This is a genomic window from Alphaproteobacteria bacterium (genome assembly GCA_016699305.1).
GTDB lineage: Bacteria > Pseudomonadota > Alphaproteobacteria.
On the sequence record CP064970.1, the window covers coordinates 1733139 to 1758081 of the forward strand.

The 24943-nt window shown below is 57.5% G+C and carries 20 protein-coding genes, 2 tRNA genes and 1 rRNA gene; 13 read left to right on the forward strand and 10 right to left on the reverse strand.

Annotated elements, in window-relative coordinates; genetic code table 11:
• Positions 1-6 precede the first annotated feature (6 nt).
• Positions 7-912, reverse strand: coding sequence for a 4-(cytidine 5'-diphospho)-2-C-methyl-D-erythritol kinase (locus IPI58_08260; protein ID QQR68818.1), 906 nt, complete (start codon positions 910-912; stop codon positions 7-9).
• Positions 913-1048: 136 nt separating this feature from the next.
• On the opposite strand from IPI58_08260, the gene IPI58_08265 reads away from it, so the two are divergent.
• Positions 1049-2365: an isoprenylcysteine carboxyl methyltransferase gene (locus IPI58_08265; protein QQR68819.1), complete on the forward strand. Its 1317-nt coding sequence runs from the start codon at positions 1049-1051 to the stop codon at positions 2363-2365.
• Positions 2366-2420: 55 nt separating this feature from the next.
• On the opposite strand, the gene IPI58_08270 is transcribed toward IPI58_08265, so the two are convergent.
• Positions 2421-4334 (reverse strand): ABC transporter substrate-binding protein, encoded by a 1914-nt coding sequence (locus IPI58_08270; protein ID QQR68820.1) that lies wholly within the window; start codon positions 4332-4334, stop codon positions 2421-2423.
• Here IPI58_08270 and motA point away from each other — a divergent pair.
• The 4 genes from motA to IPI58_08290 all read left to right on the forward strand — a co-directional run bounded on the left by motA (position 4333) and on the right by IPI58_08290 (position 7539).
• Positions 4333-5196, forward strand: a complete 864-nt coding sequence (motA, locus tag IPI58_08275; protein ID QQR68821.1) for a flagellar motor stator protein MotA — start codon at positions 4333-4335, stop codon at positions 5194-5196. The two genes, IPI58_08270 and motA, sit on opposite strands and share 2 nt — an antisense overlap.
• Positions 5197-5210: 14 nt before the next feature.
• Positions 5211-6209 carry a flagellar motor protein MotB gene (motB, locus tag IPI58_08280; GenBank protein ID QQR68822.1) on the forward strand — a complete coding sequence of 333 codons (999 nt, stop codon included), beginning with the start codon at positions 5211-5213 and terminating at the stop codon, positions 6207-6209.
• Between the two features lie 238 nt (positions 6210-6447).
• Positions 6448-6834 (forward strand): response regulator, encoded by a 387-nt coding sequence (locus IPI58_08285; GenBank protein QQR68823.1) that lies wholly within the window; start codon positions 6448-6450, stop codon positions 6832-6834.
• Positions 6835-6861: 27 nt separating this feature from the next.
• Positions 6862-7539 (forward strand): chemotaxis protein CheZ, encoded by a 678-nt coding sequence (locus IPI58_08290; protein QQR68824.1) that lies wholly within the window; start codon positions 6862-6864, stop codon positions 7537-7539.
• 4 nt (positions 7540-7543) lie between these two features.
• Here IPI58_08290 and IPI58_08295 read toward each other — a convergent pair whose 3' ends face one another.
• Both IPI58_08295 and IPI58_08300 read right to left on the reverse strand, forming a co-directional pair.
• Entirely contained in the window at positions 7544-8089 is a 546-nt protein-coding gene (locus tag IPI58_08295; protein ID QQR68825.1) for a hypothetical protein, read from the reverse strand.
• Positions 8090-8343: 254 nt separating this feature from the next.
• A complete protein-coding gene (locus IPI58_08300; protein QQR68826.1) occupies positions 8344-9573 on the reverse strand; it encodes an LL-diaminopimelate aminotransferase in 1230 nt (409 codons plus the stop codon).
• A gap of 337 nt (positions 9574-9910) precedes the next feature.
• On the opposite strand from IPI58_08300, the gene IPI58_08305 reads away from it, so the two are divergent.
• The gene (locus IPI58_08305; protein ID QQR68827.1) at positions 9911-10807 is read left to right on the forward strand and encodes a cation diffusion facilitator family transporter; all 897 of its coding nucleotides are present in this window, start codon (positions 9911-9913) and stop codon (positions 10805-10807) included.
• Here IPI58_08305 and IPI58_08310 read toward each other — a convergent pair.
• The 4 genes from IPI58_08310 to IPI58_08325 all read right to left on the reverse strand — a co-directional run bounded on the left by IPI58_08310 (position 10789) and on the right by IPI58_08325 (position 15236).
• Positions 10789-12432: a tetratricopeptide repeat protein gene (locus IPI58_08310; GenBank protein ID QQR68828.1), complete on the reverse strand. Its 1644-nt coding sequence runs from the start codon at positions 12430-12432 to the stop codon at positions 10789-10791. The two genes, IPI58_08305 and IPI58_08310, sit on opposite strands and share 19 nt — an antisense overlap.
• The gene (locus IPI58_08315) at positions 12429-13379 is read right to left on the reverse strand and encodes a (d)CMP kinase (GenBank protein QQR68829.1); all 951 of its coding nucleotides are present in this window, start codon (positions 13377-13379) and stop codon (positions 12429-12431) included. Before IPI58_08315 ends, IPI58_08310 begins: the two co-directional genes overlap by 4 nt.
• Positions 13380-13400: 21 nt before the next feature.
• Positions 13401-14891 (reverse strand): IMP dehydrogenase, encoded by a 1491-nt coding sequence (gene guaB / locus IPI58_08320; protein ID QQR68830.1) that lies wholly within the window; start codon positions 14889-14891, stop codon positions 13401-13403.
• Between the two features lie 105 nt (positions 14892-14996).
• Positions 14997-15236, reverse strand: a complete 240-nt coding sequence (locus tag IPI58_08325; protein ID QQR68831.1) for a hypothetical protein — start codon at positions 15234-15236, stop codon at positions 14997-14999.
• Positions 15237-15712: 476 nt separating this feature from the next.
• Here IPI58_08325 and yajC point away from each other — a divergent pair, with 476 nt between their 5' ends.
• The 4 genes from yajC to IPI58_08345 all read left to right on the forward strand — a co-directional run bounded on the left by yajC (position 15713) and on the right by IPI58_08345 (position 19627).
• Complete coding sequence (gene yajC, locus IPI58_08330; GenBank protein QQR70091.1) at positions 15713-16132, forward strand: preprotein translocase subunit YajC; 420 nt, start codon at positions 15713-15715, stop codon at positions 16130-16132.
• Between the two features lie 50 nt (positions 16133-16182).
• Positions 16183-17769 (forward strand): protein translocase subunit SecD, encoded by a 1587-nt coding sequence (gene secD / locus IPI58_08335; GenBank protein ID QQR68832.1) that lies wholly within the window; start codon positions 16183-16185, stop codon positions 17767-17769.
• A 4-nt stretch (positions 17770-17773) separates the two neighbouring features.
• Positions 17774-19045 (forward strand): insulinase family protein, encoded by a 1272-nt coding sequence (locus IPI58_08340; protein ID QQR68833.1) that lies wholly within the window; start codon positions 17774-17776, stop codon positions 19043-19045.
• A gap of 114 nt (positions 19046-19159) precedes the next feature.
• The gene (locus tag IPI58_08345; protein QQR68834.1) at positions 19160-19627 is read left to right on the forward strand and encodes a cache domain-containing protein; all 468 of its coding nucleotides are present in this window, start codon (positions 19160-19162) and stop codon (positions 19625-19627) included.
• Between the two features lie 23 nt (positions 19628-19650).
• On the opposite strand, the gene clpA is transcribed toward IPI58_08345, so the two are convergent.
• Complete coding sequence (clpA, locus tag IPI58_08350) at positions 19651-22038, reverse strand: ATP-dependent Clp protease ATP-binding subunit ClpA (protein ID QQR68835.1); 2388 nt, start codon at positions 22036-22038, stop codon at positions 19651-19653.
• Between the two features lie 67 nt (positions 22039-22105).
• Complete coding sequence (gene clpS / locus IPI58_08355) at positions 22106-22441, reverse strand: ATP-dependent Clp protease adapter ClpS (protein ID QQR68836.1); 336 nt, start codon at positions 22439-22441, stop codon at positions 22106-22108.
• A 505-nt stretch (positions 22442-22946) separates the two neighbouring features.
• Here clpS and IPI58_08360 point away from each other — a divergent pair.
• From IPI58_08360 to IPI58_08370, 3 genes are all read left to right on the forward strand, one after another.
• Positions 22947-24434: ribosomal RNA gene (locus IPI58_08360) — 16S ribosomal RNA — on the forward strand.
• Positions 24435-24642: 208 nt separating this feature from the next.
• Positions 24643-24719 (forward strand) — tRNA-Ile (locus tag IPI58_08365).
• 43 nt (positions 24720-24762) lie between these two features.
• Positions 24763-24838: transfer RNA gene (locus IPI58_08370), tRNA-Ala, on the forward strand.
• Positions 24839-24943 lie beyond the last annotated feature (105 nt).

The following is a 24943-nucleotide window of genomic DNA, read 5'->3' on the forward strand; positions in this document are numbered from 1 at the left end:
GATATCTTACAATACTCCGTTGGGTGAGGGATGGGTGTGTACGGCGCGGACCCACCAGTCGGGACGGCTCTTGGCCAATTCTTGCGCCGAAGATTGGGCGGATTCACCGTGTTCGAAAATTCCGAAACAGGTCGTGCCGCTGCCTGTCATGCGCGATAACAGACAGCCTTTTTGCCCGCCAAGCGCCTGAAGAACCAAGTCCAATCCCGCGTTTAATGAGATGGAGGCTGGCGTCAGATCATTACCTGTCTCGTGTTCCAGCCATGCCATAAAGTCCTGTGCTTTGCTCGGATATGCCTTGATGGCCGAATCGTAAATCCTGTTGGCGGAAAAGACCTCTTTGGTGGACAGACCGAAATTCGGACGCGCCAAGACCATATGCAGCGCGGGAATGTCTGCGGCGAAACGCACATTCTCACCAATGCCGCTAACATATAAGGGAAGCGGGCCGTGCAGACACATCGGTACATCCGCCCCCAGCATGGGGGCCATTTTCAAGATGCGCGAGTCAAGCCGGGGCACGCCCCAGAAAGCCGCCAGAGCCCGCATGGTGGCCGCCGCATCGGCCGAGCCGCCGCCCAATCCCGCTTGCATCGGAATATTCTTGGTGACCTGGATCGCCATATCCAACGACTTGCCATAACATCCCGCCATCATCCGCGCCGCGCGGGTCACGATATTGCGGTCCGGATCCTCCTGCTGCAAAGCCTGGGCATAGGGGCCGTCCAGAGTCAGCGAATAGCCACAAGCAGGGCGGATGGTGACATCATCGCCCATATCGGCGGCAAAGACCGCCAGGGTGTTCAGCAGATGGTAACCCGCATATTCCCCGCTGCCTTTGCCCGTCACATGCAAGAACAGATTGATCTTGGCGGGTGCGGTTTGCGTGGCGGACTGTTCCGATTCGCTCATCTGTCTGTTTTTCCCGACCTTAACCGATGGTTTCTGATGAACTTTTCTAACCTATCGTGGCCAAGAATAACAGTTGCCAGCATGGGATGGTTTGCGCTGCAATAGATTCGCGTTTTTATCCTGACCTTGCAAGGGCATGACCGACTCTACTCCGCCCGCTCCGACCCGCATTCGTCGTCCTACGTCTTGCGTCAGTTTATGGGCCACGCCTATCGGCTTGGTCTTGCTGCTGGTCCTGGCCGCAGCGGCCATCGGCATCGGCGCGCCGCCTGTTGCGACTTGCGCCGTTGCCGTTTTGCTTTTGACCGTCGTTCTTGGCGGCATGGAGATAGGGCGGCATCCTCCGCCCGCGTATCGCCGTCGGATGAACCTGCCGCGCGTTGCCTGCAAACTGTTGGGCATGACGCTGACCCTGGCCGTTCTGGCCTTTGGTTATTGGCTTTTCCCGCTTTATCGCTGGCCGTTGTATCAGCCTTTTTTCGAGGCGCTGGAAATGTTCTGGCCGGTTTTTGCCGTGTTGGTCACGCCCTATTTCCTGGACGTCGATCGGCGCATGAAAGACCCTTATGACGCCTATTGGCTGATCGGTCGCATGGCGCTGGGACGCCTTCCCGAGCGCGGCTCAGGCCCGATTCTACGCCGTCATGTCCTAGGCTGGCTGGTCAAAGGCTATTTTCTGCCCTTGATGTTCGGCGATCTGGCTCATGGGGCCATATGGCTGTTTCAGTTCTCGTGGTCGCATCTCTTGTCCTATCCCTTCGTCACTTTCTTCACGGCCATCTTCCAGGCCTGTATGGCGATCGAACTGGCTTTTGTCGCCACGGGATATCTGGCCAGTTTGCGCCTATTCGACGCGCATATCCGCTCGGTCGATGAGACACTATTGGGTTGGCTGGCCGCCTTGGCCTGCTATGCGCCCCTGTTGGAGGTAACATTTACCCAATATCTCGGTTACCGAGACGGGGATGGATGGGCCTTTTGGCTGCAGGACCACCCCACTCTATTGGTCGTCTGGGGCAGTTTGATCTTGGTTCTGATGGTGCTGCACACATGGTGCGACTCCGTTTTTGGCGTGCGTTTTTCGAATCTTACCCATCGCGGCGTCATCACGAACGGTCCCTTTCGCCTGGGTAAGCACCCGGCCTATGTCATCAAAAATCTGCGCTGGTGGATGGTCTCTTTGCCCTTCCTGTCCATGCAAGGCGTCGATGGAGGGCTACGTCAAAGCGTGTTGCTGGCGCTTGTGGGGGCGTTATACGTCCTGCGCGCATGGACCGAGGAACGCCATCTCTCGCGCGATCCCGCTTATGTGGCTTATGCGCTATGGATCGACCGGCACGGCCTGTTGTCATGGGTCGGCACGCTCTTTCCACGCCTGAGCTATGCCCATATCCACCAAGACGCCGTTTTGCGCGCGCAGCGTCACCTTGACACCGCTCACAAAGATCTATGAAGCGGCATCAGCCGCTGTGATTGAGTTTACGGATTCCAAGCATTGTGAAGCATGCCTAACTCCCTCGCCTTTGCTTTTGCGCCACGCCTGCGGCCTTGGCGGGATCGGACCACCAACTGTCTTCGACTCCCAGGGCATAGGGGGCCTGGTTGGCGGGGCGGCCAAAGCGGTCCCAATGCGCCACGCGCCATAATCCGCTGTGCCAATGTGGGATGACATAGAAATTCCAGCCCAGGACGCGGCTTAGCGCCCTTGAATGGGCGATAAGGCCCGGGCTGTCCTGGGCGCGGGTCAGACCTTCTACCAACGCGTCGATCACGGGGTCCTTCACCCCTGCCATATTGCGGCTGCCTTCTTGATCCGCGCGGGCGCTGGTCCAGTATTCGCGCTGCTCGTTCCCCGGCGACAGGCTGGGCGGATAGATGCCGATTACCATGTCAAAGTCGAAGCCTTGCAGGCGTTTTTGGAATTGCGCGCTGTCCATCAGGCGAAAGCTCATCTCGATCCCTAGGCGCTTCAGGTTGCGCGCATAGGGCAAGATCCAGCGGCCAAAAAGCGGGCTTTGATCGATGATCTCAAAAGCAAAGGGGCGGCCATCGGCGGCGTTGACCAATCGGCCGTCTTTGACCACCCAGCCTGCCTCGTGCAACAGATCGCGCGCGCGTTTAAGCGCATCGCGGTTCCATCCGCTGCCATCGGTGACGGGCGGAGTCCAAGCGGGGCCGAAGACTTCGGGCGGCAGACGGTCGCGATAGGGTTCCAAAACGGCGATCTCACGCGCATCGGGCGGCTGCGTGGCCAGCATCTCGGTATTCGCAAACAGGCCTTTGGTCCGGCGATACAGCCCATAGGCCAGAATGCGGTTGGACCATTCAAAGTCAAAGGCCAGCCCCAAAGCCTCGCGCACGCGACGATCGGCAAAAAGCGGGCGGCGGGTATTAAAGACGAAGCCTTGCAGCGAAGCGGGCAGGGCGTTATAGATCTCCACGCGCCGGATCGCCCCGCTTGTCACGGCGGGCGCGTCATAGCCGGTGGCCCATTGCTTGGCCACGTTTTCGACCCGCAGGTCATAGCGCCCCGACAAGAAGGCTTCGAGAGCGACGGTGGAATCGCGGAAATATTCCTGGCGGATGATATCGAAATTCCACCGCCCGCGATTGACCGGCAAATCCGCGCCCCACCAGTCTTTGACTCGCTCAAAGATCACGCTGCGCCCCGGTATGGTGGCGCGGATGCGATAGGGGCCGCTGCCCACCGGCGGCTCCAATGTCGTGACGGTAAAATCGCGTTTCTCCCAATAATGCCGGGGCATCACGGGCAATTCGCCAAGGATCAAGGGCAATTCGCGGTTTTCGGGATGCGCCAAGGTAAAGCGCACGGTGTGCGGGTCCAAGGCCTCGACCTTGGCGACATCGTGATAATAGCTGCGCCAGGCGGGCAAGCCCTTATCGCGCAGAGTCTCAAAGCTCCAAATAACATCCTGGGCGGTGATGGGTGCGCCATCATGGAAACGCGCCCCAGGCCGCAGATGGAACGTCACAAAGCTGCGATCGGGTGCCACCTCGACGTTGTGGGCGAGATAGCCATAGGCCGCGCTGGGTTCATCCGCGCTCTTTTCCAGCAAAGTCGCGTACAGCATCGACAAGCCCGAAGCCGGATCACCTTTGATGATAAAGCCGTTCAAGCTGTCGAAGGTGCCCACCTCGGGCAGACGCAATTCGCCCCCCTTGGGCGCGTCCGGGTTCACATAGTCGAACTGCTTGAAATCCGGCGCATATTTTAGATCGCCATAAAGGCTCAGCCCGTGTCGAGCGGCGGGGAATTCGTCACCGCGAGATTGCAACGGTATCAGAATTATCAAGAAGATAGCGAGGATCAACACTCCACGCCTTAAACCGTCATTAAGGAAACTGCTGCACAGTCGGGCTGGAACCCTGTGCCAGGCAAAGCTCGAGGCAAGATCAGTCATGAATTTCATCCTTGGTGCCATTATCGTTATAGCCAGCGTGCTGGGCGGCTATGTGGCCATGCACGGTAAGCTATCAGCTTTGAACCAGCCTTTCGAGCTGGTCATTATCGGTGGCGCTGCACTGGGCGCTTTTATTATTTCGAACCAAAAACATGTCCTGAAGCGGTCCTTGAAGGCGGTCGGCATCGCCATTAAAGGCTCGCGACACAAAAAACAGGATTTTCTGGAACTGCTATCGATGCAATACCAGGTGTACAAACTGGCCCGTACCAAAGGCATGTTGGCTCTGGAACAGCATGTGGAAAACCCGCATGAGAGCAGCATCTTTTCCAATTATCCGCATTTCGTCAAAGAGCATCATGCGGTCATCTTTTTTTGCGACTATCTGCGCATGATCACACTGGGCGCGGATAAACCGCACGAGATCGAAGCCCTGATGGACGAGGAATTGGAAGTCCATCACGAGGATGAATTGGCTCTGTCCCACGCCTTTCAAACCATGTCCGACGGTATTCCGGCCCTTGGCATCGTCGCCGCCGTGTTGGGCGTTATCAAAACCATGGGCGCGATTACCGAGCCGCCCGAAGTGTTGGGCCGATTGATCGGCGGCGCCTTGGTCGGTACGTTCTTGGGCGTGTTCTTGTCCTATGGCTATATCGGACCGTTGGCCAATGCGCTCAAGGGCGTGGCGGATTCCGAGGCGCGCTATTACCTATGCCTCAAAGTCGGCTTGCTGGCGCATCTAAGCGGATGCGCCCCGGCCATATCGGTCGAATACGCCCGCAAGGCGCTGGAGCCGCATCTGCGCCCGACCTTCTACGAGGTGGAAGAAGCCGTCAACGCCTTGCCCTCCGTGGCTTAAAGGGGTTCTGACCGATGCCCCCGCCCAGCTCGCCGCCTGCCCAGCCGGTCATCATCATCCGGCGCAAGGGGCGTAAGCAGGCCGCTGGCCATCACGGCGGCGCATGGAAAGTCGCCTATGCCGACTTCGTGACCGCCATGATGGCGTTCTTCTTGATGTTGTGGTTGTTGAATACCTCCACGCGCGAACAGCTGCGCGGCATCGCCGATTACTTCGCGCCGGCCTCGGTCACTTCCACCAAATCCGGCGCGGGCGGCACGTTCGGCGGTTTGTCGGTCGATGCCGACGATGCGCGCATTTCCAGCGGCTCGCGCCCCAATAACAACGAAGTGCGCCCGGCACCGCCCAAGCAGGACATCGCGGGCGAGGACGAACAAAAAGGCAGTGGTCGCGCCAAAGACTCCGAGGAAGCCCCCAGCAAAGCCAACCAGAAAGAAGGCAAAGACGTTCAAGAGGAAGGTAAGCAAGGCGAGACGGCCGAGGAACAGCGTTTCCGCCAGACGGTGGAGGCCATCGAGCAGACCATCCAGAAAAGCCCCGAGCTGCGCGATCTGGCCAATAATCTGCTGATCGACCGCACGCCCGAGGGACTGCGGATTCAAATCGTGGATCGGGACCGTTATTCCATGTTTGCCCTGGGCAGCGCCGAGCCGCATCCGCAAAGCCGCCAATTGCTGCGCTTGATCGGCCAGATCATCGGCCGCCTACCCAACCATGTCAGCGTCAGCGGCCACACCGACAGCCTGCCCTTTAGCAGCGCCAGCGGTCGCAACAATTGGGACCTGTCCACCGAACGCGCCAATAGCAGTCGCCGCGAATTGGAAGCCGCCGGGGTCGCCCCTGAACGCCTGGCCAAGATCGTGGGCATGGCCGACCGCGAGCCTTTAAAGCCGCAAGACTCCAAAGATCCGTCGAACCGCCGCATCAGCATCGTCTTGTTGCGACAAAGAGGCAGCGCGCCCCAATCACCCCAGCGCCCGCCTGTTGAAAGCCAGAACCCGGCATCGCATTAAAAGACAGGCGAAGATAACTTGTTCTCGTCACTGTTTCTGGCATGCGCTGGAGCGGCTCGATATTGTTGGTGATTCCAGGAGATCAGCTCACCCCTTGCTCATGTCGATTCTCCAATAGTTTATTTTCGCGGTTTTTAAAAATAACAGCGTGTCGTCGGGTGTTAAAGGCAGCATGTAAACGAATTTTCAACTCTGGTGTGGTTGTTTAGACGATGAAAACTCTAAGGGATGAAGTGCCATGTCGATTAACCTGAGCATGAATGTGATGTTGGTGGACGACTCTAAGATGATCTTGCGCATCTTGGGCGATCTGATGCGCCAACTGGGCTTTCGCAACATCACTGATGCTGCGGATGGTGGACAGGCTTTGCGTCTGCTGCGTGAGCAGGATTACGGCCTGGTCATCTCGGACTGGAATATGGAACCTGTCAGCGGCTTGCAGTTGCTAAAAGAAGTCCGCGCCGACGAGAAGCTTAAGACCATACCCTTCATCATGGTCACGGCCGAAGGTAAGACGGAGAACGTTGTCGCCGCCAAACAGGCTGGCGTGAACAACTATATCGTCAAGCCCTTCACCGTGGACACCCTTAAGCAGAAGATCACCGCCGTATTGGGTGAATTCTAGGTTTTCCCCCTTCCGAGGAGATGAGGAATGACGATCAACGCAACCGAACTCGGTAATGGTGCCGATTTGGCGCAAGGTGGGAAGTCCGCTGGACCAAAATTGCCCTCGCATGAGCGCGTGGCACGGATCATTACCGAAGTCGTGCACGGAGGAGAGCGCAGCCGCGAGATCAAGACATCGGATCTTAAGTTATACGCGCAGCTGGTGTCCTTGGCGCGCTATATCCAAAACGCCAAGCACGACCTTGCCAGCGTGCGGCCGACCACTCTCAAGCGCGAAGAGATTCCTAATGCGACCGATCAGTTGGACGCCACGGTTCAATCGCTGGAGCGCACGACCAATATGGTCATTGACGGCTGCAACGCCTTATCCGCCCTGGCTCCCGAGATTCCTGAATCCGTAGCGGCCAAAATGCAAGGCATTATGGGTGGGATTTACGAGGCATGCACCTCGCAAGAAGTGGACACGCAGCGCATCAACAAAGTCGTCAAGATCCTCAAGCATATCGAAGAACGCGTCGAAGGCTTATTGGAGATTTTCGGCGGCGAGCTGGAAGGCATGAGCGAGATGGCCACGGAATCGACGCCTGCCGAGATAGGATCCCCTCAAGTCGATCCCGATCAACATCTCATGGAAGGCCCGCAACTGCCTTCGGATGCCATCAGCCAAGACGAGATCGACAAGCTGCTGGCCAGCTTCAATTGATCTCTTACGCTTTCGGTGTATAGCGATGATCCAGATAATGAACGCTGCCTGTTTTGGCTGCGGGGTCGGGACGCTGGGGAGCAGGTGGCTGTGTCGGATTTGGGGCGGCAATCTTTGACGTGACGTGAGAACAGAAGGTATAGGTCAACCCCAGAGTTTCCGCGCGGGAGGCATAGCTTTCTAAGATACGCGCGGTGCGGCTATCTACGCGACCATCGGAAAACGCCATCAAATGCGATGATGCCATAGCCAGCGCAAACAGAGTGGGCGGTATGGAAGGCGATCCACAGGCCAACCCTAGCCACACTTTGTATAGCATCTGGTGAGATTCGCTAAAATCTTGGACCATGCGCATTTCGTTAGTTTTGTTGAGGTCTGCCATGCGCATGAGAACGTACATATTCTCGTCGATCTGTCGGCGCTTGTCCTGACGACGTCCCACTGGCGTGTTTGGCATCATGCGGGGATCCAGCATTTCCGAATAGAAATCCTTGTGCCCCATTTCTTGAAAAGCGATAGCGGCCTGGTTCACCGTGACAACCGTATGCATCAGGCTTACATGCTTCAGATGCGGCGTATCACGATGTCTCTGGAGAAATTGATAAGACCATTGCGCGCGGCGCATCAGAAGCCAGGGGCTGCGTAGCCTCGAGTCGCTCTCAGTCCCGCCGTCATAAACCTGCAATGCTATCGAAGAATAAGACACATCGTCACCGATAAGTTCGGAGGGTTAACCAGTGAACAGTCTATCTTATAACCTTGAAATGGAAATTGTTGTGTTCATCTTGGTCCATGCATACCCCCTTATCTCTTTGAAATGCCACGGCGTGGGGAGCGGCCCGGGGCCTTACCTAAAAAGGTTTTGACGTTCCGGCAGGCTTGACGGAGGCGTTGGCGGTTTTCGACCAAGGCCAAGCGCACATAATCGTCGCCGAATTCGCCAAAACCCACGCCCGGCGCGACGGCCAATTGAGCCTCTTTCAGCAAAAGCTTGGAGAATTCCAGTGATCCCAGATGGGCGTATTGCGGCGGAATGGGGGCCCAGGCGAACATGCTGGCAGAAGGTGAGGGGACGTCCCATCCGGCGGCGGCAAGGCCGTTAATCAGCACATCGCGTCGCGCTTTGTACATTTGCCGCATGTCCTCGACGCAATCCTGCGGCCCGTTCAGGGCCGCCGTGGCCGCGACCTGAAGCGGCGTGAACGCGCCGTAATCCACATAAGACTTGATGCGCGCCAGCGCGCCGATCAGTTTTTTGCTGCCACAGGCAAAGCCCAGACGCCAGCCGGGCATGTTATAGGTCTTGCTCATCGATGTGAATTCGACGGCGATCTCTTTGGCTTCGGGTATCTCCAGCACCGAAGGTGGCTTGATCCCATCAAAGTAAATTTCCGAATAGGCCAAGTCCGAGATGATATAGATGCCTTTTTCCAGGCAGAAACGCACGATGGGACGATAGAAATCCAAATCCACGACTTGGGCCGTGGGGTTGGCGGGATAATTCAAGATCAAGGCCTTGGGTTGCGGCACGCTATAGCGCCAGGCGCGTTCCAGGTGATCCATGAACGAGCCGATATCCGGTTGCGGCCCCACGGGCATCGAACGCAACGCGGCTCCTGCCAATAGAAAGCCGAAAGGGTGAATGGGATAACTGGGATTGGGCGTCAAGATCACATCGCCCGGGCTGGTGATGGCCTGCGCCAGATTGGCAAGCCCCTCTTTCGATCCCAAAGTGACGCAAATCTCGTTTTCCATATCCAGCGCCACGCCAAAGCGCTTTTTATAATAGGCAGCGACTGCTTTGCGCAGACCGGGCACGCCCTTGGACATCGAATAACGGTGGGCACGCGGGTTGCGCGCGCTTTCGATCAGCTTGTCGATGATATGCTTGGCGGGCGGTTGGTCGGGATTGCCCATCCCCAGATCAATAACGTCCTCGCCCGCCGCGCGGGCCTTGGCTTTCATGGCGTTGACTTCGGCAAACACATAAGGCGGCAACAGGCGCAGACGAAAGAATTCGGGCTCGGTAGGCATGATGCGCTTTCCCTGATTATGAGGCGTGAGGGGGAACCAATAATCACCATCTCATTGACACATGATCATTATCATGGAGGTTTTCCGGATGCCAGAGGATGAAACGTCGTATGGAAAATCTTCCCCTCGGTCTGAGGGATGCCAGGGCTTCGAAAGATATGCGTGCCTGTGGAGGCAATCGCACCGATGACACCAAAAGTATCAAGGGTAAGCCTGATATGCCGTGGGTTCGAATGGGTTTGTGCGAGATTCCTATCCGAGTTCTTACGCCGACATCAGCCAGATCGCGCCAGTTTTTTTACTTGAGAAGCCGAGTATTGTCAGGCATGCATGGAATGTGAATCCGAATCATTCCTCCGCTAAGAAATTGCGCCTGATGGCGGTGCGTGCCAGTTTGGCCGTCGCTATTCTTTTGCTGGGCTTAAAATGGCTGGGCGTGATCCTGACCGGATCAACGGCGTTGCTAGCGACATTGATCGACTCGGGGCTTGATCTGTTGGCCAGCGCCATGGCGATGTTGGGCGTCATCACGGCGGCGCGTCCTGCCGATCACGATCATGGCTATGGACACGGCAAGGCCGAGTCCATAAGCGCTTTGTTGCAAGGTGGATTGATCATTGGCTCGGCGGGCATGTTGACCGTCGAGGCCGTCGAGCATCTGTTCACGCCAACGCCTGTGCAGGAACCTTTTGTTGGCATCGGTATCGCTGCGGTCGCCATTGTCGTGAGTTTGGCCCTGGTGATCTTGCAAAAATATGTCATTCGCCATACGCACTCGCCAGCCGTGACAGCCGACTCGTTGCATTATTCAGGCGATATAGCCTTGAACTTTGCGGTCATCGCGGCCATTGGTTTGGGACATCTGACGGGCCAGGATTTTTGGGACCCATTGTTTGCTATGGGTATTGCAGGAATCTTGGTAGTCGCGGCGGTGCGCGTGTTACGTCACGCGTTCGCCATACTGATGGATAGCGAATTGTCCGATAAGGAACGAAGCCGCATTCGTGAGATCGCTGCGAGCGATCCGTGCGTACAGTCTGTGCGCAGTTTGCGTACGCGCAGTGACGGACACAAGCCGTTCATTGAATTGACAGTCAGCCTGAAAGGCTCGTTGACCTTAAATGAGGCGCATGACATCGCCGATGCCATCGAATTGCGTTTAGAGCAGATAATGCCAGGGGCCGAGATCCATATTCACCAGGAACCGGAGAAGGATCAGGAATCCGTCGTTTGATCGTCGCGCCATTGGATTAACGCTGCGGCCACGTCCTTGGCCAGTTTGTCCCAGCCGTCAGGAGACGGGCAGTGGAAACTGCGTCGCTGCGGGTACCACGGACAAGGACCGTCACCGGCCATGCTCCACCGCCAGTCCAGCGCGTAATTGGCCATCAGCCACAAGGGGCGACCCAACGCGCCAGCTAGATGCGCCGCCACGGTATCGACGCTTAGCACAAGATCGAGACCTGCCGTTATGTTGGCGGTATCGGCAAAGTCGCGTGCCGATTCCACGCGCCTGTCAATGGGCAGACCGTCCAACATGGATTCGGCCTCTCCGCGCTGCAGACTGACGAAACGAATGCCCGGCACGGCCAAGATGCCGCGTAGAGCCGAAGCGGGCATGCGACGTAACATGGCAGGGTTGACGGGTTTGGGCGAGGCGGAAAAAGCCAATCCCACGGTGGGAAGATTGCCTTCATACCTATATGGCGTCGGGGCCTTGAGATAAGGCGGCCCCGGCCAGGAATAAGGATCGATCATCCCCAGGCATAGCGGCAATGATTGCATGGGAATCTGACGGTCGGCCTTGGGCGGCGGCGCGGCGGTGTCCGTGACCTCGATTCCCAAAGGCTCAAGATTATAGGCCAATAGGCGATGCAGGGCCGGGGGAACGCGCAAATGAACGCTTGCGCCACGCCTTGTCAGTTCGGGCAATAACCGCATGAATTGCAGCGTGTCGCCAAAACCTTGCTCGGCATAGACGACAAGGCGGCAATCTTGCGCCGATTCTCCCGGTCGCCATAGGGGGATGCCGGGCAGACGCGCGATATCCGTGTGCGCGCGTGCACCCTTTAGACGCGATTCATACAGCTCCCAGCCTTCCTCGAAACGTCGTTGCTGCAACAGGTTCATGCCCAGATCACAGCGTATGTCTTCGGAATGGGGGTTCAGAGTCAGTGCCTGACGATAGGCGGACTCCGCGCCTTTGATATCCCGCCGATCCATCAGCACGGCACCAAGATTGGCATGCGCCTCTACCATATCGGGACGGCGCTTGATCGCGCCACGCAACAGAGTCTCGGCCTCATCCCATGTGCCCTGATCGCGCAGCACAAGAGCTAAAGCGTTCATCGCTTCCGGCTCGCCCGACGATAGCGCCAATAACCGCCGAGCGGCGGCTTCGGATTCATCCAGGCGATACAGGCGGCGCAGACATTCGGCCCAATTGCCCAAGGCTGGCTGGCAGTCGGGCTGTGCGGATAGAGCGGGTTCAAGGATATTCGCGGCACGCTCGTAAAGATTCTGCGCCATCAAACTCACCGCCAAGGCATTGGCCAACAGGGCGTCTTGGGGCCGATCCAGCAAGGCCGCCTGCAAGGATTCCGCCGCCTGCCGATGATGCGCTTGGGATTGCAGCGCCAGTCCTTGGAGATGCAGGGCTCGCGCATCACCTGGATGCGCTTTCAGATACGACTCCAATGCCTGTAAAGCGCTCACCGAGTCGCCGCGCTGCATGCCAAGAAGAGCCAAAAGATACCAAGCGCGAGTCTCTCCGTTACGGGCAAGGTCGGCATAGGCCTTGGCCGCCTCGTCCCAGCGGCCTTGTTGGTGCAGGCTTTGCGCGGCGGCCAGATCGGTCATGTCAGGAAAGGCGGATAGACGCCGAACTTAAAGCCGTGCCGGTCTTCCCATTCCTTCAAAGAGGCCATGGAAAGCCTTTCGCGCATATCCGCAACGGTGGGATCGTTGATTTCTAAGGGCCGCTGCGGCTGAATCAGGATGCACGGCACCATCGCCACGCCCGCCAACAAAGCGGCGCTGAGATGCCGATGCCCATCCACCAGATACAGCTTGCCGCCCAGACGCAGCACATTGACTTGCCAAAGCGGGTCATAGCCGCGCAATTGAATGGCTTGGCGGATATGATCAAACTGTTCACCGCTTAGGCGCTCTAAAGTCCCCAGGGGATATGCCGCCTTGGTGGGAATCCAACGCCGTGGCAAAGCGCGACCGGCCCATAACGACTCGGCGCAACGAATAATGGTTTGGGCGGCATCTTCGGGCGTGGCGCGGGTGGTATCGACGATCAGATCAAAGTTGTTGTCGTCGGTGACATCAATCCCATAGGCCCGCGTGTAACGCGCGACTTCGCTGGCATAGCGTATCTGTAAGGCTTGGGCCGCCGCGTGATAATCATCATAGGATTCGCTGGCGCGGGTGTCGTCCTTCAGCACGCGATGGGCGGCCAGTTCGGCATCCACCTCTAGTCGTAGCTTGAACGATCCGGGGATAAAGTGCCATGCGGTGCGCGAGTCGACGATCATCGACCGCGATTCCTCGCCCAGACTGCGGATGAGATCGTCGATTTCCTCATCCACGCTGGGATCGGTCTGGGCGATGCTTGAAAGCTCGACCGCCGAAACGCCGCGCCGCGCCGCGATTTGCCGATAGATGTCCCCGCCCGAGTGGTAAGGCCATTTCCAGCGCTGCGTCAGCAGACGCGATACCGCGCTCTTTCCGCTGCCCAGCTCGCCGGTCACGGTGATCTTGTGGATGCCTGTCGTCGGATCATTCTTTGTGTGGGGCATGGGAAATCAATTCCAAAGAGGTTAGGGATGTTGCCGGTAATTAGGTGGTTCGGCGGTGATCTCCACGTCATGCACATGGCTTTCGCGCAAGCCTGCCGAGGTGATGCGCACGAATTGCGCGTTTTCTTGCATCCGGGGGATATTCGCCGCGCCCAGATATCCCATGGCGGCGCGCACCCCGCCCTTTAACTGGTGCAAGACCTGAATCACGGAACCGCGATAGGGTGTGCGGCCTTCGATGCCCTCGGGAATAAGTTGGCTGGGGTCGGTGCCGTTCTTCTGGAAATAGCGTTCCGCAGAACCGCTGGACATGGCTCCCAAACTGCCCATGCCGCGATAGCTCTTATATGAACGGCCTTGATACAGCACTACATCGCCCGGCGACTCGTCGGTCCCGGCCAGAAGCGAGCCGATCATCACGCATTGCGCGCCCGCTGCCAGGGCCTTGGCGATATCGCCCGAATACTTGATCCCGCCATCGGCGATCACCGGCACATGATGCGGTTTGCAGGCGGATGCCACTTGTTGCACGGCGGTGAATTGCGGCACGCCCACCCCAGCCACGATGCGTGTTGTGCAGATGGATCCCGGGCCGATCCCGACCTTCACGGCATCTGCCCCGGCATCAATCAAGGCCAGAGCGGCCTTGGCGGTGGCGATATTTCCGGCGATCACCGATATGTTGGAAGACAGTTTTTTCAATAAGCGGACCTGCTCGATCACCCGCGCCGAATGGCCATGAGCGGTGTCCACGATCAGTACATCGACTTCGGCCGCGATCAGCTCGCGGGCGCGATCCAATTCCGCCGGCCCCGTGCCCACCGCCGCGCCTGCGCGCAGGCGTCCCTTGGAGTCTTTGCTGGAATGCGGGTGCAGTTGCGCCTTTTCAAAATCCTTCACGGTCAGCAGTCCGACACAGCGACCCTGGGCGTCAACCACCGGCAGCTTTTCGATGCGATGGTTGTGAAACAGATGCATGGCCTCGTCGCGGGTCACGTTTTCGGATACCGTCACCAAGTTCTTATGCGTCATCAGATCAGCGACGCGCTGCAATGTATCTGTAGCAAAACGTACGTCACGATTGGTCAGGATTCCTACCAATCGCCCTGGCTGGTCGGCGGTCTGCCCTTCAACGACAGGAATGCCCGAAATGCGGTGGTCATGCATCAGGGCTAGCGCCTCATGCAAGGTCGCTTGCGGGGCGATGGTGATGGGCGCATAGACGATGCCCGACTCGAACCGTTTGACGCGCTGGACTTCGCGGGCCTGGACCACAGGCGGCATGTTGCGGTGGATGATGCCCAGACCGCCCTCTTGCGCCATGGCGATACCCATGGGGCTTTCGGTCACCGTGTCCATAGCCGCCGACAGAATCGGCATATGCATGGTCATGTCTCGGGTCAGGTGGCATGCCAGATCGACATCTGATGGCAGAACGCCCGAGGCCTCAGGCACCAGCAAGACATCGTCAAACGACAGCGCCTCGGGTAAAGAGGAACAAGAGTTGGTCATGGCATCCCTCGCTGTGCCAGCCTAAAGAACCGAAGGCAACTATAACGCCACGGACCAAATCGGGGGAGTCATTCCGCCAAACTTTCCTGATAACAGATTTATTGCTTATGAGGCCGCGCGTATCATGGCTCTGGCATCGTAGGCAGCCTTGCCCAACGACATGCCAAGATCGTCATCCGCCCATCCCGTGCATTCTTGAACCAGGATGCCGGTAGCCGGTTGACTGCACACAGCCATCCATCGCCAAGGACAAGGGCGCGCGGCAAAAAGGCGAACAGGGCCTTTCGTAAAAAAACGATCAGTCAGCTCTGGCAGGATCAGCATATTGTCTTGACGTGGTGTCATGATTGCTAATGCTCCTTTGCGAAAGGTCTTAACGACCGCTTGCGCAGGCAGACTGACAAATTGGTTAAGAGATGTTAAGGCGTTTTTTGGATATGTGGATAAATCTGTGGATGAAGTTGTGAATATGTCACACAAAGCCATCAGGTTTCTTTAGAAATATCTTTAAAGATCATCGTCTTTTTCTCATCCTCTGCATTCGCGAGGTTAGGCAACTGGGACAACCATCATCCGTCATTCGTGACTATGATTGATCATAGACCTTATTTCTAAACAACAGCGGTTGGCGCTGTTTCATCAGCCTTTGTAAGCGGCATCCAGTTCGCACTTAGCGACAATGCTATACGGGATTGATTTTTCGTTCGAATATGGACTGATTGGTGGCAAAGAGCGCCTGCAGCCTGACGCTTGCGCCGATACGCGCCACGCCCTACAGTGCGGGCCAGGGAATCAAAGATCTAATCCAAGGGAGAATCTATATGTGGGTGTCACCCGCCTGGGCGCAGACAGAGAGTCATGTTGGTACCGAGACGGTCATCCCCGCCGGTGCGCCGCAGCCGATGGGCGGGGGGGATAAGCTGATGTCCTTCATGCCTTTGCTGCTGATCTTGCTGTTGTTCTATTTCATCCTGATCCGCCCCCAGCAGAAACGGGCCAAGGATCATCAGTCCATGCTGGATGCATTGCGCCGGGGCGATCGTGTGGTCACCAGCGGCGGCTTGATCGGCTCGGTGGTTCGCCTCAGCGGCGACAACGAGGAAGTCACGGTAGAACTGGCCGAAGGAGTCCGGGTGCGGGTGCTGCGTAGCGCCATTTCCGAGATTCGGGCCAAGACGGAACCGGCTAAGGCTCACGACGACACCAAGACCGAGGATGAGGGCGATAAGAAGGCTTCGTAGCTTACGAAGCGTCGTCCAGTCTTATTCGAATCACGCAAGGAAGCACGATCATGGTTCATTTTACGCGCTGGCAAATCACGGTCATCGTGACGGTGTGTCTGTTGGGGGTGATCTATGCCCTGCCCAACATGTTGCCATCCCCCACGCGCCATTGGCTGGAGACTCATCTGCCCGCGTGGATGCCCGTTAATGCCGTGAATTTGGGCCTTGACCTACAAGGTGGATCGCATCTGTTGCTGCAGGTCGAAGCGGACAAGGCCATCGAAGAGCGTTTGGAAGGCTTGGTGGACGAAGCACGTAATAAGCTGCGATCCAAGAATCTGGGCTATAGCGACCTTGGCATGCAAGACGGCGCTTTGCGCGTGGTGCCCGCAACGGGCACATCGGCCGCCGAGATTGCCGATGTGTTGCGGCAGATCGACCGCGATATGGTGCTTTCCACCGAGGGCGGCACGGTGACGCTGAAACCCAACGAGGTTTATACCAACAATTTGCGGCGTCAGATTTTGGATCAGGCCATCGGTATCGTCGGCAAGCGCATCGACGCCACCGGCACACGCGAGCCGTCCATCCAGCGCCAGGGCAGCGACCGCATCGTGGTGCAGTTGCCCGGCGTCAGCGATCCGGACCGTATCAAGCGTTTGCTGGGCCAGACCGCGAAATTGACTTTTCATATGGTCAATGAAAGCGCCGATCCTGCCGCCGCCCGCGCGGGGCGCGCACCGCAGGGCTTCATGGTCGTACACTCGGCCGAGAATCCCGAACAGGTATTGGTGGTCGGTCGTCGCCCCTTGCTGGGCGGCGGGAATTTGCTGGATGCGCAAGTCAGCTTCCAGGATTCTTCCCTGAGCGTGTCGGAACCGGTGGTGACGTTCCGTTTCGACTCGGACGGCGCACGCAAATTCGCCGATGCGACGACCAAGAACGTGGGACGGCCTTTTGCCATTGTCATGGACAATAAGGTCATCAGCGCGCCCGTGATCCGTGAACCGATCCTGGGCGGATCGGGGATCATCTCTGGCCACTTCACCTCGCAATCGGCCAGCGACTTGGCCTTACTGCTGCGCGCGGGGGCCTTGCCAGCTCCGCTGACCGTGTTGGAAGAACGGACCGTGGGACCGGGCCTCGGCGCGGACTCCATTCGCGCGGGCGCGTTTTCAGCTTTGGCTGGCGCGGCGGCGATCGTGGTGTTGATCCTTGTCATTTATGGCATGTTCGGGCTGTTCGCCTGCTTGGCCCTGGTGTTCAACATCGCTTTGCTGTTCGCGGCGCTGTCGGTGCTGGGATCGACTCTGACTTTGCCGGGCATCGCGGGCATCGTGTTGACCATCGGCACGGCGGTGGACGCCAATGTGCTGATCTTCGAACGCATCCGCGAGGAATTGCGCCTGGGGCGTTCGCCCATCTCGGCGGTCGATACCGGCTTTCGTAATGCGTTATCGGCCATCGTGGATGCCAATATGACCACCTTGATCGCGGCGGGCATCTTGTTCGGCTTTGGCGGCGGACCGATCAAGGGCTTTGCGGTCACTTTGTCGTTGGGCACCATCATCTCGATGTTCACGGCAATCACCGTGACGCGCCTGATGGTCGTTACCTGGATGCGTCGCGCGCGTCCCAAGACTTTAAGGATATGAATTGATGGAAGATACGGTCCGCGTCTCCCGTCTGGCCAACGGCCTGACCGTTGCCACCGACACGATGCCCGGGATCGACTCGGCGGCGCTGGGGGTATGGATCGGCGTGGGTGCGCGGCACGAGCCGGAAGGCGCGAACGGCGTGGCGCATTTTCTGGAACATATGCTGTTCAAGGGAACGCAACGCCGCAGTGCCTTTGATATCTCGGCGCAGATCGAAAATGTCGGCGGCTATCTGAACGCCTATACCGGGCGCGAGATCACGGCCTATCACGCGCGGGTCTTGGCGGGGGACGTGCCTCTGGCCATGGATCTCTTGGCGGATATGATCCGCTTTTCGACCTTTGATCCGCAAGAGCTGGAGCGCGAACGCGGCGTGATCTTGCAAGAGATCGGCCAGTACCAGGATACGCCCGACGAGATCATCTTTGATCATGCCCAAGAAGCGGCCTTTCCCGGTCAATTGGTGGGCCGCCCGATTCTGGGCACGCCCGAGACGGTGGGGCGTCTGTCGCGTCAAGACCTCATCGACTATCGCGATCCGCGCTATCGTCCCAGCCGTATGGTGGCCGTGGCGGCGGGTAAGGTGGATCACCAGGCATTCCTTGATTTGGTCGAAAAATATTACGGCGATTTGCCCAAGGATGAGACGCCCTTCGCTGCGCCGGAAACGGCGCGGTTTAGCGGCGGCGATTGCATGCAATCGCGCGAATTGGAACAGCTGCATCTGATTATGGCGTTCGAGGGCGTCGCCTATGGCCGTCCGGAATATGAGGCGCATGCGGTGTATTCCAGCGTCTTGGCGGGGGGCATGTCGTCGCGTCTGTTCCAGGAAGTGCGTGAAAAACGCGGCCTGGTCTATAGCATCCATACTTATGGCGCGTCGCTGCGAGACGGCGGCTTGTTTGGCATTTATGCGGGCACCGCCGCCGACAAGGTTCAAGAACTGATGCCGGTGGTGTGCGAAGAGCTTAGCAAGATGACCTCGGGCGTCAGCCAAGAGGAACTGGACCGCGCCAAGGCGCAAATGCGTTCGGGCATCTTGATGGTCCAGGAAAGCACGTCCTCACGCGCCGAGAAACTGGCCAATCAAATCTTGATCCATGGCCGCCCCATCCCCCCCGCCGAACGCATCGCCCGCATCGAGGCCGTGACGGTGGATGACGTGCACCGACAGGCCAAACGCCTATGCGCCAGCCCCGCTTTGGTCGTCGCGCTGGGCGATGTCAGCGGCGTCAAGAGTTCCAGGCAAATTGCCTCACTTATTTCCTCCTGATAAGTTTTGATTGAATGGGGTGCGCGAGCCATCAGTCTGATGATTAAGCTTTCCTGAACAATTTTTTGCGTAAATGGCTTTTCTTCGTCATCCACTGAACAAAGGAGCCGCAGGATGCTATTCAAGAACTTGATAAGATTGGCCCTATTGGCTTGCGTGTGCACGATGCCGCTTGCCGCAAAGGCCCAGGATCGCGCGACCAAGGAAGAAGCGGTGGCCATGGTCACCAAGGCCGGCGAATACCTTAAGCAAAATGGAGTTGAAAAAGCTGCGGCTGCCTTTAACGATCCGAAGAATATGGAGTTCCGCAACAAGGACCTTTACATCTTCATGTTCCGTCTGTCGGATGGGACTCGGTTGGCCCACGGGACCAAGCAGGCCCTGGTGGGTAAGTCCATCGCGGATATGAGCGATGTCAAAGGCAAGGCCTATGGCAAAGAAATGATGGATGCGATGTCCAAAGCCGAAACGGCTTGGGTCGATTATTTCTTCCTTGATCCCATTCAAAACGAGATCAAGGAGAAAAGTTCCTATCTGATCAAAGTCGGCGAATACGCCGTCGCTGGCGGAGTCTATAAATAAAACACGGATGGCCGCCTGATCCCCTAGCCTACCACCACCTTTTCGCGCTTGCCGCCGCGCGTTGTGGTGGGTGGTATGGGCGCGGGGGGCGCGTAGGTGAAGGCAAGGCGCGGGGCAGGGGAGACGGCGGCTGAATCGGCAGCCATATCAACGGTGACCGTGCCGCCTTTGGCCAGTCGTCCGAAAAGGATTTCTTCGGCCAGAGGTTGTTTCAGATGCTCTTGCATGGCGCGCGCCAGCGGCCTTGCCCCGAATACGGGATCATAGCCTTTTTGCGCCAGGAATTCGCGGGCAGACTGGGTCAGGACGATGTTGACATGGCGTTCGCGCAATTGGCCTTCCAGCTCCAGCACGAATTTGTCCACGATGCGGCCCATGGTGTCGGGCGTAAGGCTGGCAAAGGGAATGATGGCGTCCAGGCGGTTGCGGAATTCGGGCGTGAAGAGGCGGTTGATGGCCTCGGCGTCTTCGCCTTCGCGCTTATCGCGGCCAAAGCCGATGGGCGCTTTGGCCATTTCCGCCGCCCCGGCATTGGTTGTCATGATCAAGACGATATGCCGAAAATCCACCGACTTGCCGTTATGGTCGGTCAGTCGGCCATGATCCATCACCTGCAACAACAGGCTGTAGATATCGGTATGCGCCTTTTCGATCTCGTCCAACAGCAGCACGGCATGCGGGTTTTGGTCCACGGCATCGGTCAGCAATCCGCCTTGGTCGAATCCCACATAGCCCGGCGGCGCGCCGATCAGCCGCGCGATGCTGTGCCGCTCCATGTATTCCGACATGTCAAAACGTAAAAGCTCGACACCCAGGGCATGCGACAATTGCCGCGCGACCTCGGTCTTGCCCACGCCGGTGGGGCCCGAGAACAGATAGCAGCCCGTGGGCTTATTGGGATCGCGCAAACCCGCGCGCGCCAGCTTGACGGCGCAGACCAGCGAGTCGATGGCATTGTCCTGGCCATAGATGGCCGATTTAATCTCACCCTCCAGGTTCATCAAGGCGCTACGATCATCTTGCGTCAGACGCTTGACGGGCATGCGCGCCATCTGGGCGATCACTTCCTCGACTTCGCGCGCGCCGATGACGCGGCGGCGACGGTTTTCGGTGCTCAGATGCTGTCTGGCTCCGGCCTCGTCCAGAACGTCGATGGCCTTGTCCGGCAAACGCCGATCATTCAAATGTCGCGCCGACAGAGTGACTGCCGCGCGCACGGCCTCGCTTGTATAGCGCACGCCGTGATGGCGTTCATAGCCGCCCTTGACGCCGGACAGAATCCGCACGGCATCGTCATGCGATGGCTCGGCCACGTCGATCTTTTGAAAACGCCGCGCCAGGGCGCGGTCTTTTTCGAAATGCGCCCGGTATTCCTTGTAGGTGGTCGATCCGATGCAGCGTAAACGGCCATCGGCCAAAGCGGGCTTCAGAAGATTCGAGGCGTCCATGCTGCCCCCCGATGTGGCCCCCGCGCCGATGATGGTGTGGATTTCGTCAATGAACAGCACGCTGTCTTTCAGGCGATTCAGCTCGCCCAGCACGTTTTTCAGCCGCTCTTCGAAATCGCCTCGATAGCGCGTGCCGGCCAACATGGCGCCCAGGTCCAGGGCGTAGATCGTCGTCTCGCGCAAAGCCTCGGGCACTTGCTTTTCCACGATCCGTCGCGCCAGTCCTTCGGCGATAGCCGTTTTCCCCACGCCCGGATCGCCGACATAAAGCGGGTTGTTTTTGGACCTTCTGCATAGGATCTGCAAAGTGCGGGCAATCTCGATATCTCGGCCGATCAGCGGATCAATGCGACCGTCGCGCGCCTTTTGGTTCAGATTGATACAATAGGCGGCCAGCGCGTCGCGGCCTTGCTTGATGACATGTTCGGTCGTGGCGTCTTCATCGGCACCGCTGATCCCGCCAGGACTGGGCGGCGCGGATTCGTCACTGGCCCGGGTGGGCGTTTCCGGCGCAGGGTTGGACGGCGGAGCCTTCATAATGCCGTGCGAGAGATAGTTCACGGCATCCAGCCGCGTCATGCCCTGGCTGTGCAGGAAATATACGGCGTAGCTTTCATGCTCCGAGAACATGGCCACCAAAACATGGGCACCGCTGACTTCTTGCCGCCGTCCGGTGGATTGGACATGCAAGGCCGCGCGTTGTAGGACTCGCTGAAACGCTGCCGTCGGCTGAGCTTCGCTGGACGATAATCCCAACAGACTGCCCAGGCCGTTCTCAAGATAGGTCTCGATATCTTGACGTAAGCGTCCAACCTCCACATTGCAGCCACGGATGACGGCGACTGCGTCGGCATCTTCGATCAACGCCAGCAGCATATGTTCAAGCGTGACGAATTCATGTCGCCGCGATTGGGCATGCGCCAAGGCGCGATGCAAGGATTCTTCTAGATGCCGGGTCAGCATGGGCTGTCCTCCTTCGCATATGCATGCAAGGCCGCAGCTATGCCACGATCAGTCAAAGCCGGCGCTTTCATGCCTTCTCCATGGTGCATTGCAAGGGGTGCTGATGTCGATGGGAGAAGCTCATCACCTGCGCCACCTTGGTTTCGGCGATCTCATAACTGTACACGCCGCATAGGCCTACGCCACGTCGATGCACATGCATCATGATGTGCAATGCCTCCTCATGCGATTTGGCGAAGAACTGCTCCAAAACATGCACCACGAAATCCATAGGTGTGTAATCATCATTTAATAACAATACGTTGAACATAGAAGGCTTTTGCGTTTTTGGGCGTATGTCCACATCCACATCGCTAACGGGCGAAGGCAGATTGGCCAAAAATTTGCCTAAATACGTGCGCATGATCCCTCGGACGACCTCTGCAACCCTGTTTTATCCACAGGCGGGCATGCCTGCGTCTGTAAAACACCTATCTCATAGGCTCAAAAATTCAAGCTCCGTCTAGGTTTCCAGGCATATCCGAAAAAAAATTAAAAAAAAGTAAATGACCTCAATTTTTTTCTGGACAGGGTGTGGGCACGATGCTAACTTCCGATCCGTCAGCAAGCCTCTGGCTCCGCTGGCAACCCCGAATGCAAGTGATACGCCGATCCGGCGATCTAGGCCGGACAGGAAGAATTTTCGGCTGTTGTGTGCATCTAGGGGTTTGCTCTTTGACATCGTGGATCATCGCGAGAAGGGATGCGCAGACGGCGGACGGCGTTCAAACGTTGGCTGGTTTTGTCTGGGCATCTCTCGCAAGATATGATGCCTTGTACGCAAAAAAAATCAGCCCGCGTTAATTCAAAGATACGGAGCAAATCAGGGAAAGATCGCAAGGTCTTTCCTCGAGCCAGGCTCCGAAATCAAACCTGAGAGTTTGATCCTGGCTCAGAACGAACGCTGGCGGCATGCCTAACACATGCAAGTCGAACGAGGGTAGCAATACCCTAGTGGCGCACGGGTGAGTAACGCGTGGGAACCTGCCCTATGGTACGGAATAACGACGGGAAACTGTCGCTAATACCGTATATTCCCGAGAGGGGAAAGATTTATCGCCATGGGATGGGCCCGCGTCGGATTAGCTAGTTGGTAGGGTAACGGCCTACCAAGGCGACGATCCGTAGCTGGTCTGAGAGGACGATCAGCCACACTGGGACTGAGACACGGCCCAGACTCCTACGGGAGGCAGCAGTGGGGAATATTGGACAATGGGCGAAAGCCTGATCCAGCAATGCCGCGTGAGTGATGAAGGCCTTCGGGTTGTAAAGCTCTTTCGACGGGGACGATAATGACGGTACCCGTAAAAGAAGCCCCGGCTAACTTCGTGCCAGCAGCCGCGGTAATACGAAGGGGGCAAGCGTTGTTCGGAATTACTGGGCGTAAAGGGCGCGTAGGCGGCGCATCAAGTCAGGCGTGAAAGCCCCGGGCTCAACCCGGGAATTGCGCTTGAGACTGGTGTGCTCGAGTCCGGGAGAGGTAAGCGGAATTCCGAGTGTAGAGGTGAAATTCGTAGATATTCGGAAGAACACCAGTGGCGAAGGCGGCTTACTGGACCGGTACTGACGCTAAGGCGCGAAAGCGTGGGGAGCAAACAGGATTAGATACCCTGGTAGTCCACGCCCTAAACGATGAATGCTAGGCGTTGGGGGATAGCCCTCAGTGCCGCAGCTAACGCATGAAGCATTCCGCCTGGGAAGTACGGCCGCAAGGTTGAAACTCAAAGGAATTGACGGGGGCCCGCACAAGCGGTGGAGTATGTGGTTTAATTCGACGCTACGCGAAGAACCTTACCAACTTTTGACATGTGGCTTGTGGGTTACAGAGATGTGACCCTTCAGTTCGGCTGGAGCCAACACAGGTGCTGCATGGCTGTCGTCAGCTCGTGTCGTGAGATGTTAGGTTAAGTCCATCAACGAGCGCAACCCTCATCTTCAGTTGCCATCAGGTAAAGCTGGGAACTCTGAAGAAACCGCCGGTGACAAGCCGGAGGAAGGTGGGGATGACGTCAAGTCCTCATGGCCCTTACAAGTTGGGCTACACACGTACTACAATGGCGGTGACAATGGGTAGCGAAAGCGCGAGCTGGAGCCAATCCCCAAAAACCGTCTCAGTTCGGATTGCACTCTGCAACTCGAGTGCATGAAGTCGGAATCGCTAGTAATCGTGGATCAGCATGCCACGGTGAATACGTTCCCGGGCCTTGTACACACCGCCCGTCAAGCAATGGGAATTGGTTCTACCCTAAGCCGGTGCGCCAACCGAAAGGAGGTAGCCGACCACGGTAGGATCAGTGACTGGTGCTAAGTCGTAACAAGGTAGCCGTAGGGGAACCTGCGGCTGGATCACCTCCTTTCTAAGGATAGCCCTCATTTGACTTGCAAAAGTCTATAAGGGCTGTACCAAAGAACACCGAATGCAGCTGGTTTGGCTACTCAGGTCTAAACCGCGTTCGCCGTCGGCGTATCCTTTCTCGCGATGCTAAGAAATGCCTATGTGGCGATGTGTCTGGCTTTGCCGCTCGCTATCGGCTTGCATCAAAGCAAGCAGATGATTGACGATCTGGGCCAGTAGCTCAGTTGGTTAGAGCGCGCGCTTGATAAGCGTGAGGTCGCAAGTTCAAGTCTTGCTTGGCCCACCACTTTCTCAATCGTCACATGGGTAATGAGCTGTAAGAGGATCGAGGGGCTGTAGCTCAGCTGGGAGAGCGCGTGCTTTGCAAGCATGAGGTCGTCGGTTCGATCCCGATCAGCTCCACCAATACTTCTAGTGCTGAATAGAAAGTTATGATTTTTAAAAAAATTATGTGGGGTTCGTGTTCGTTTGTCCCTTTGTGGATCCGTCGTAAGACGGTGGTCTTGTTCA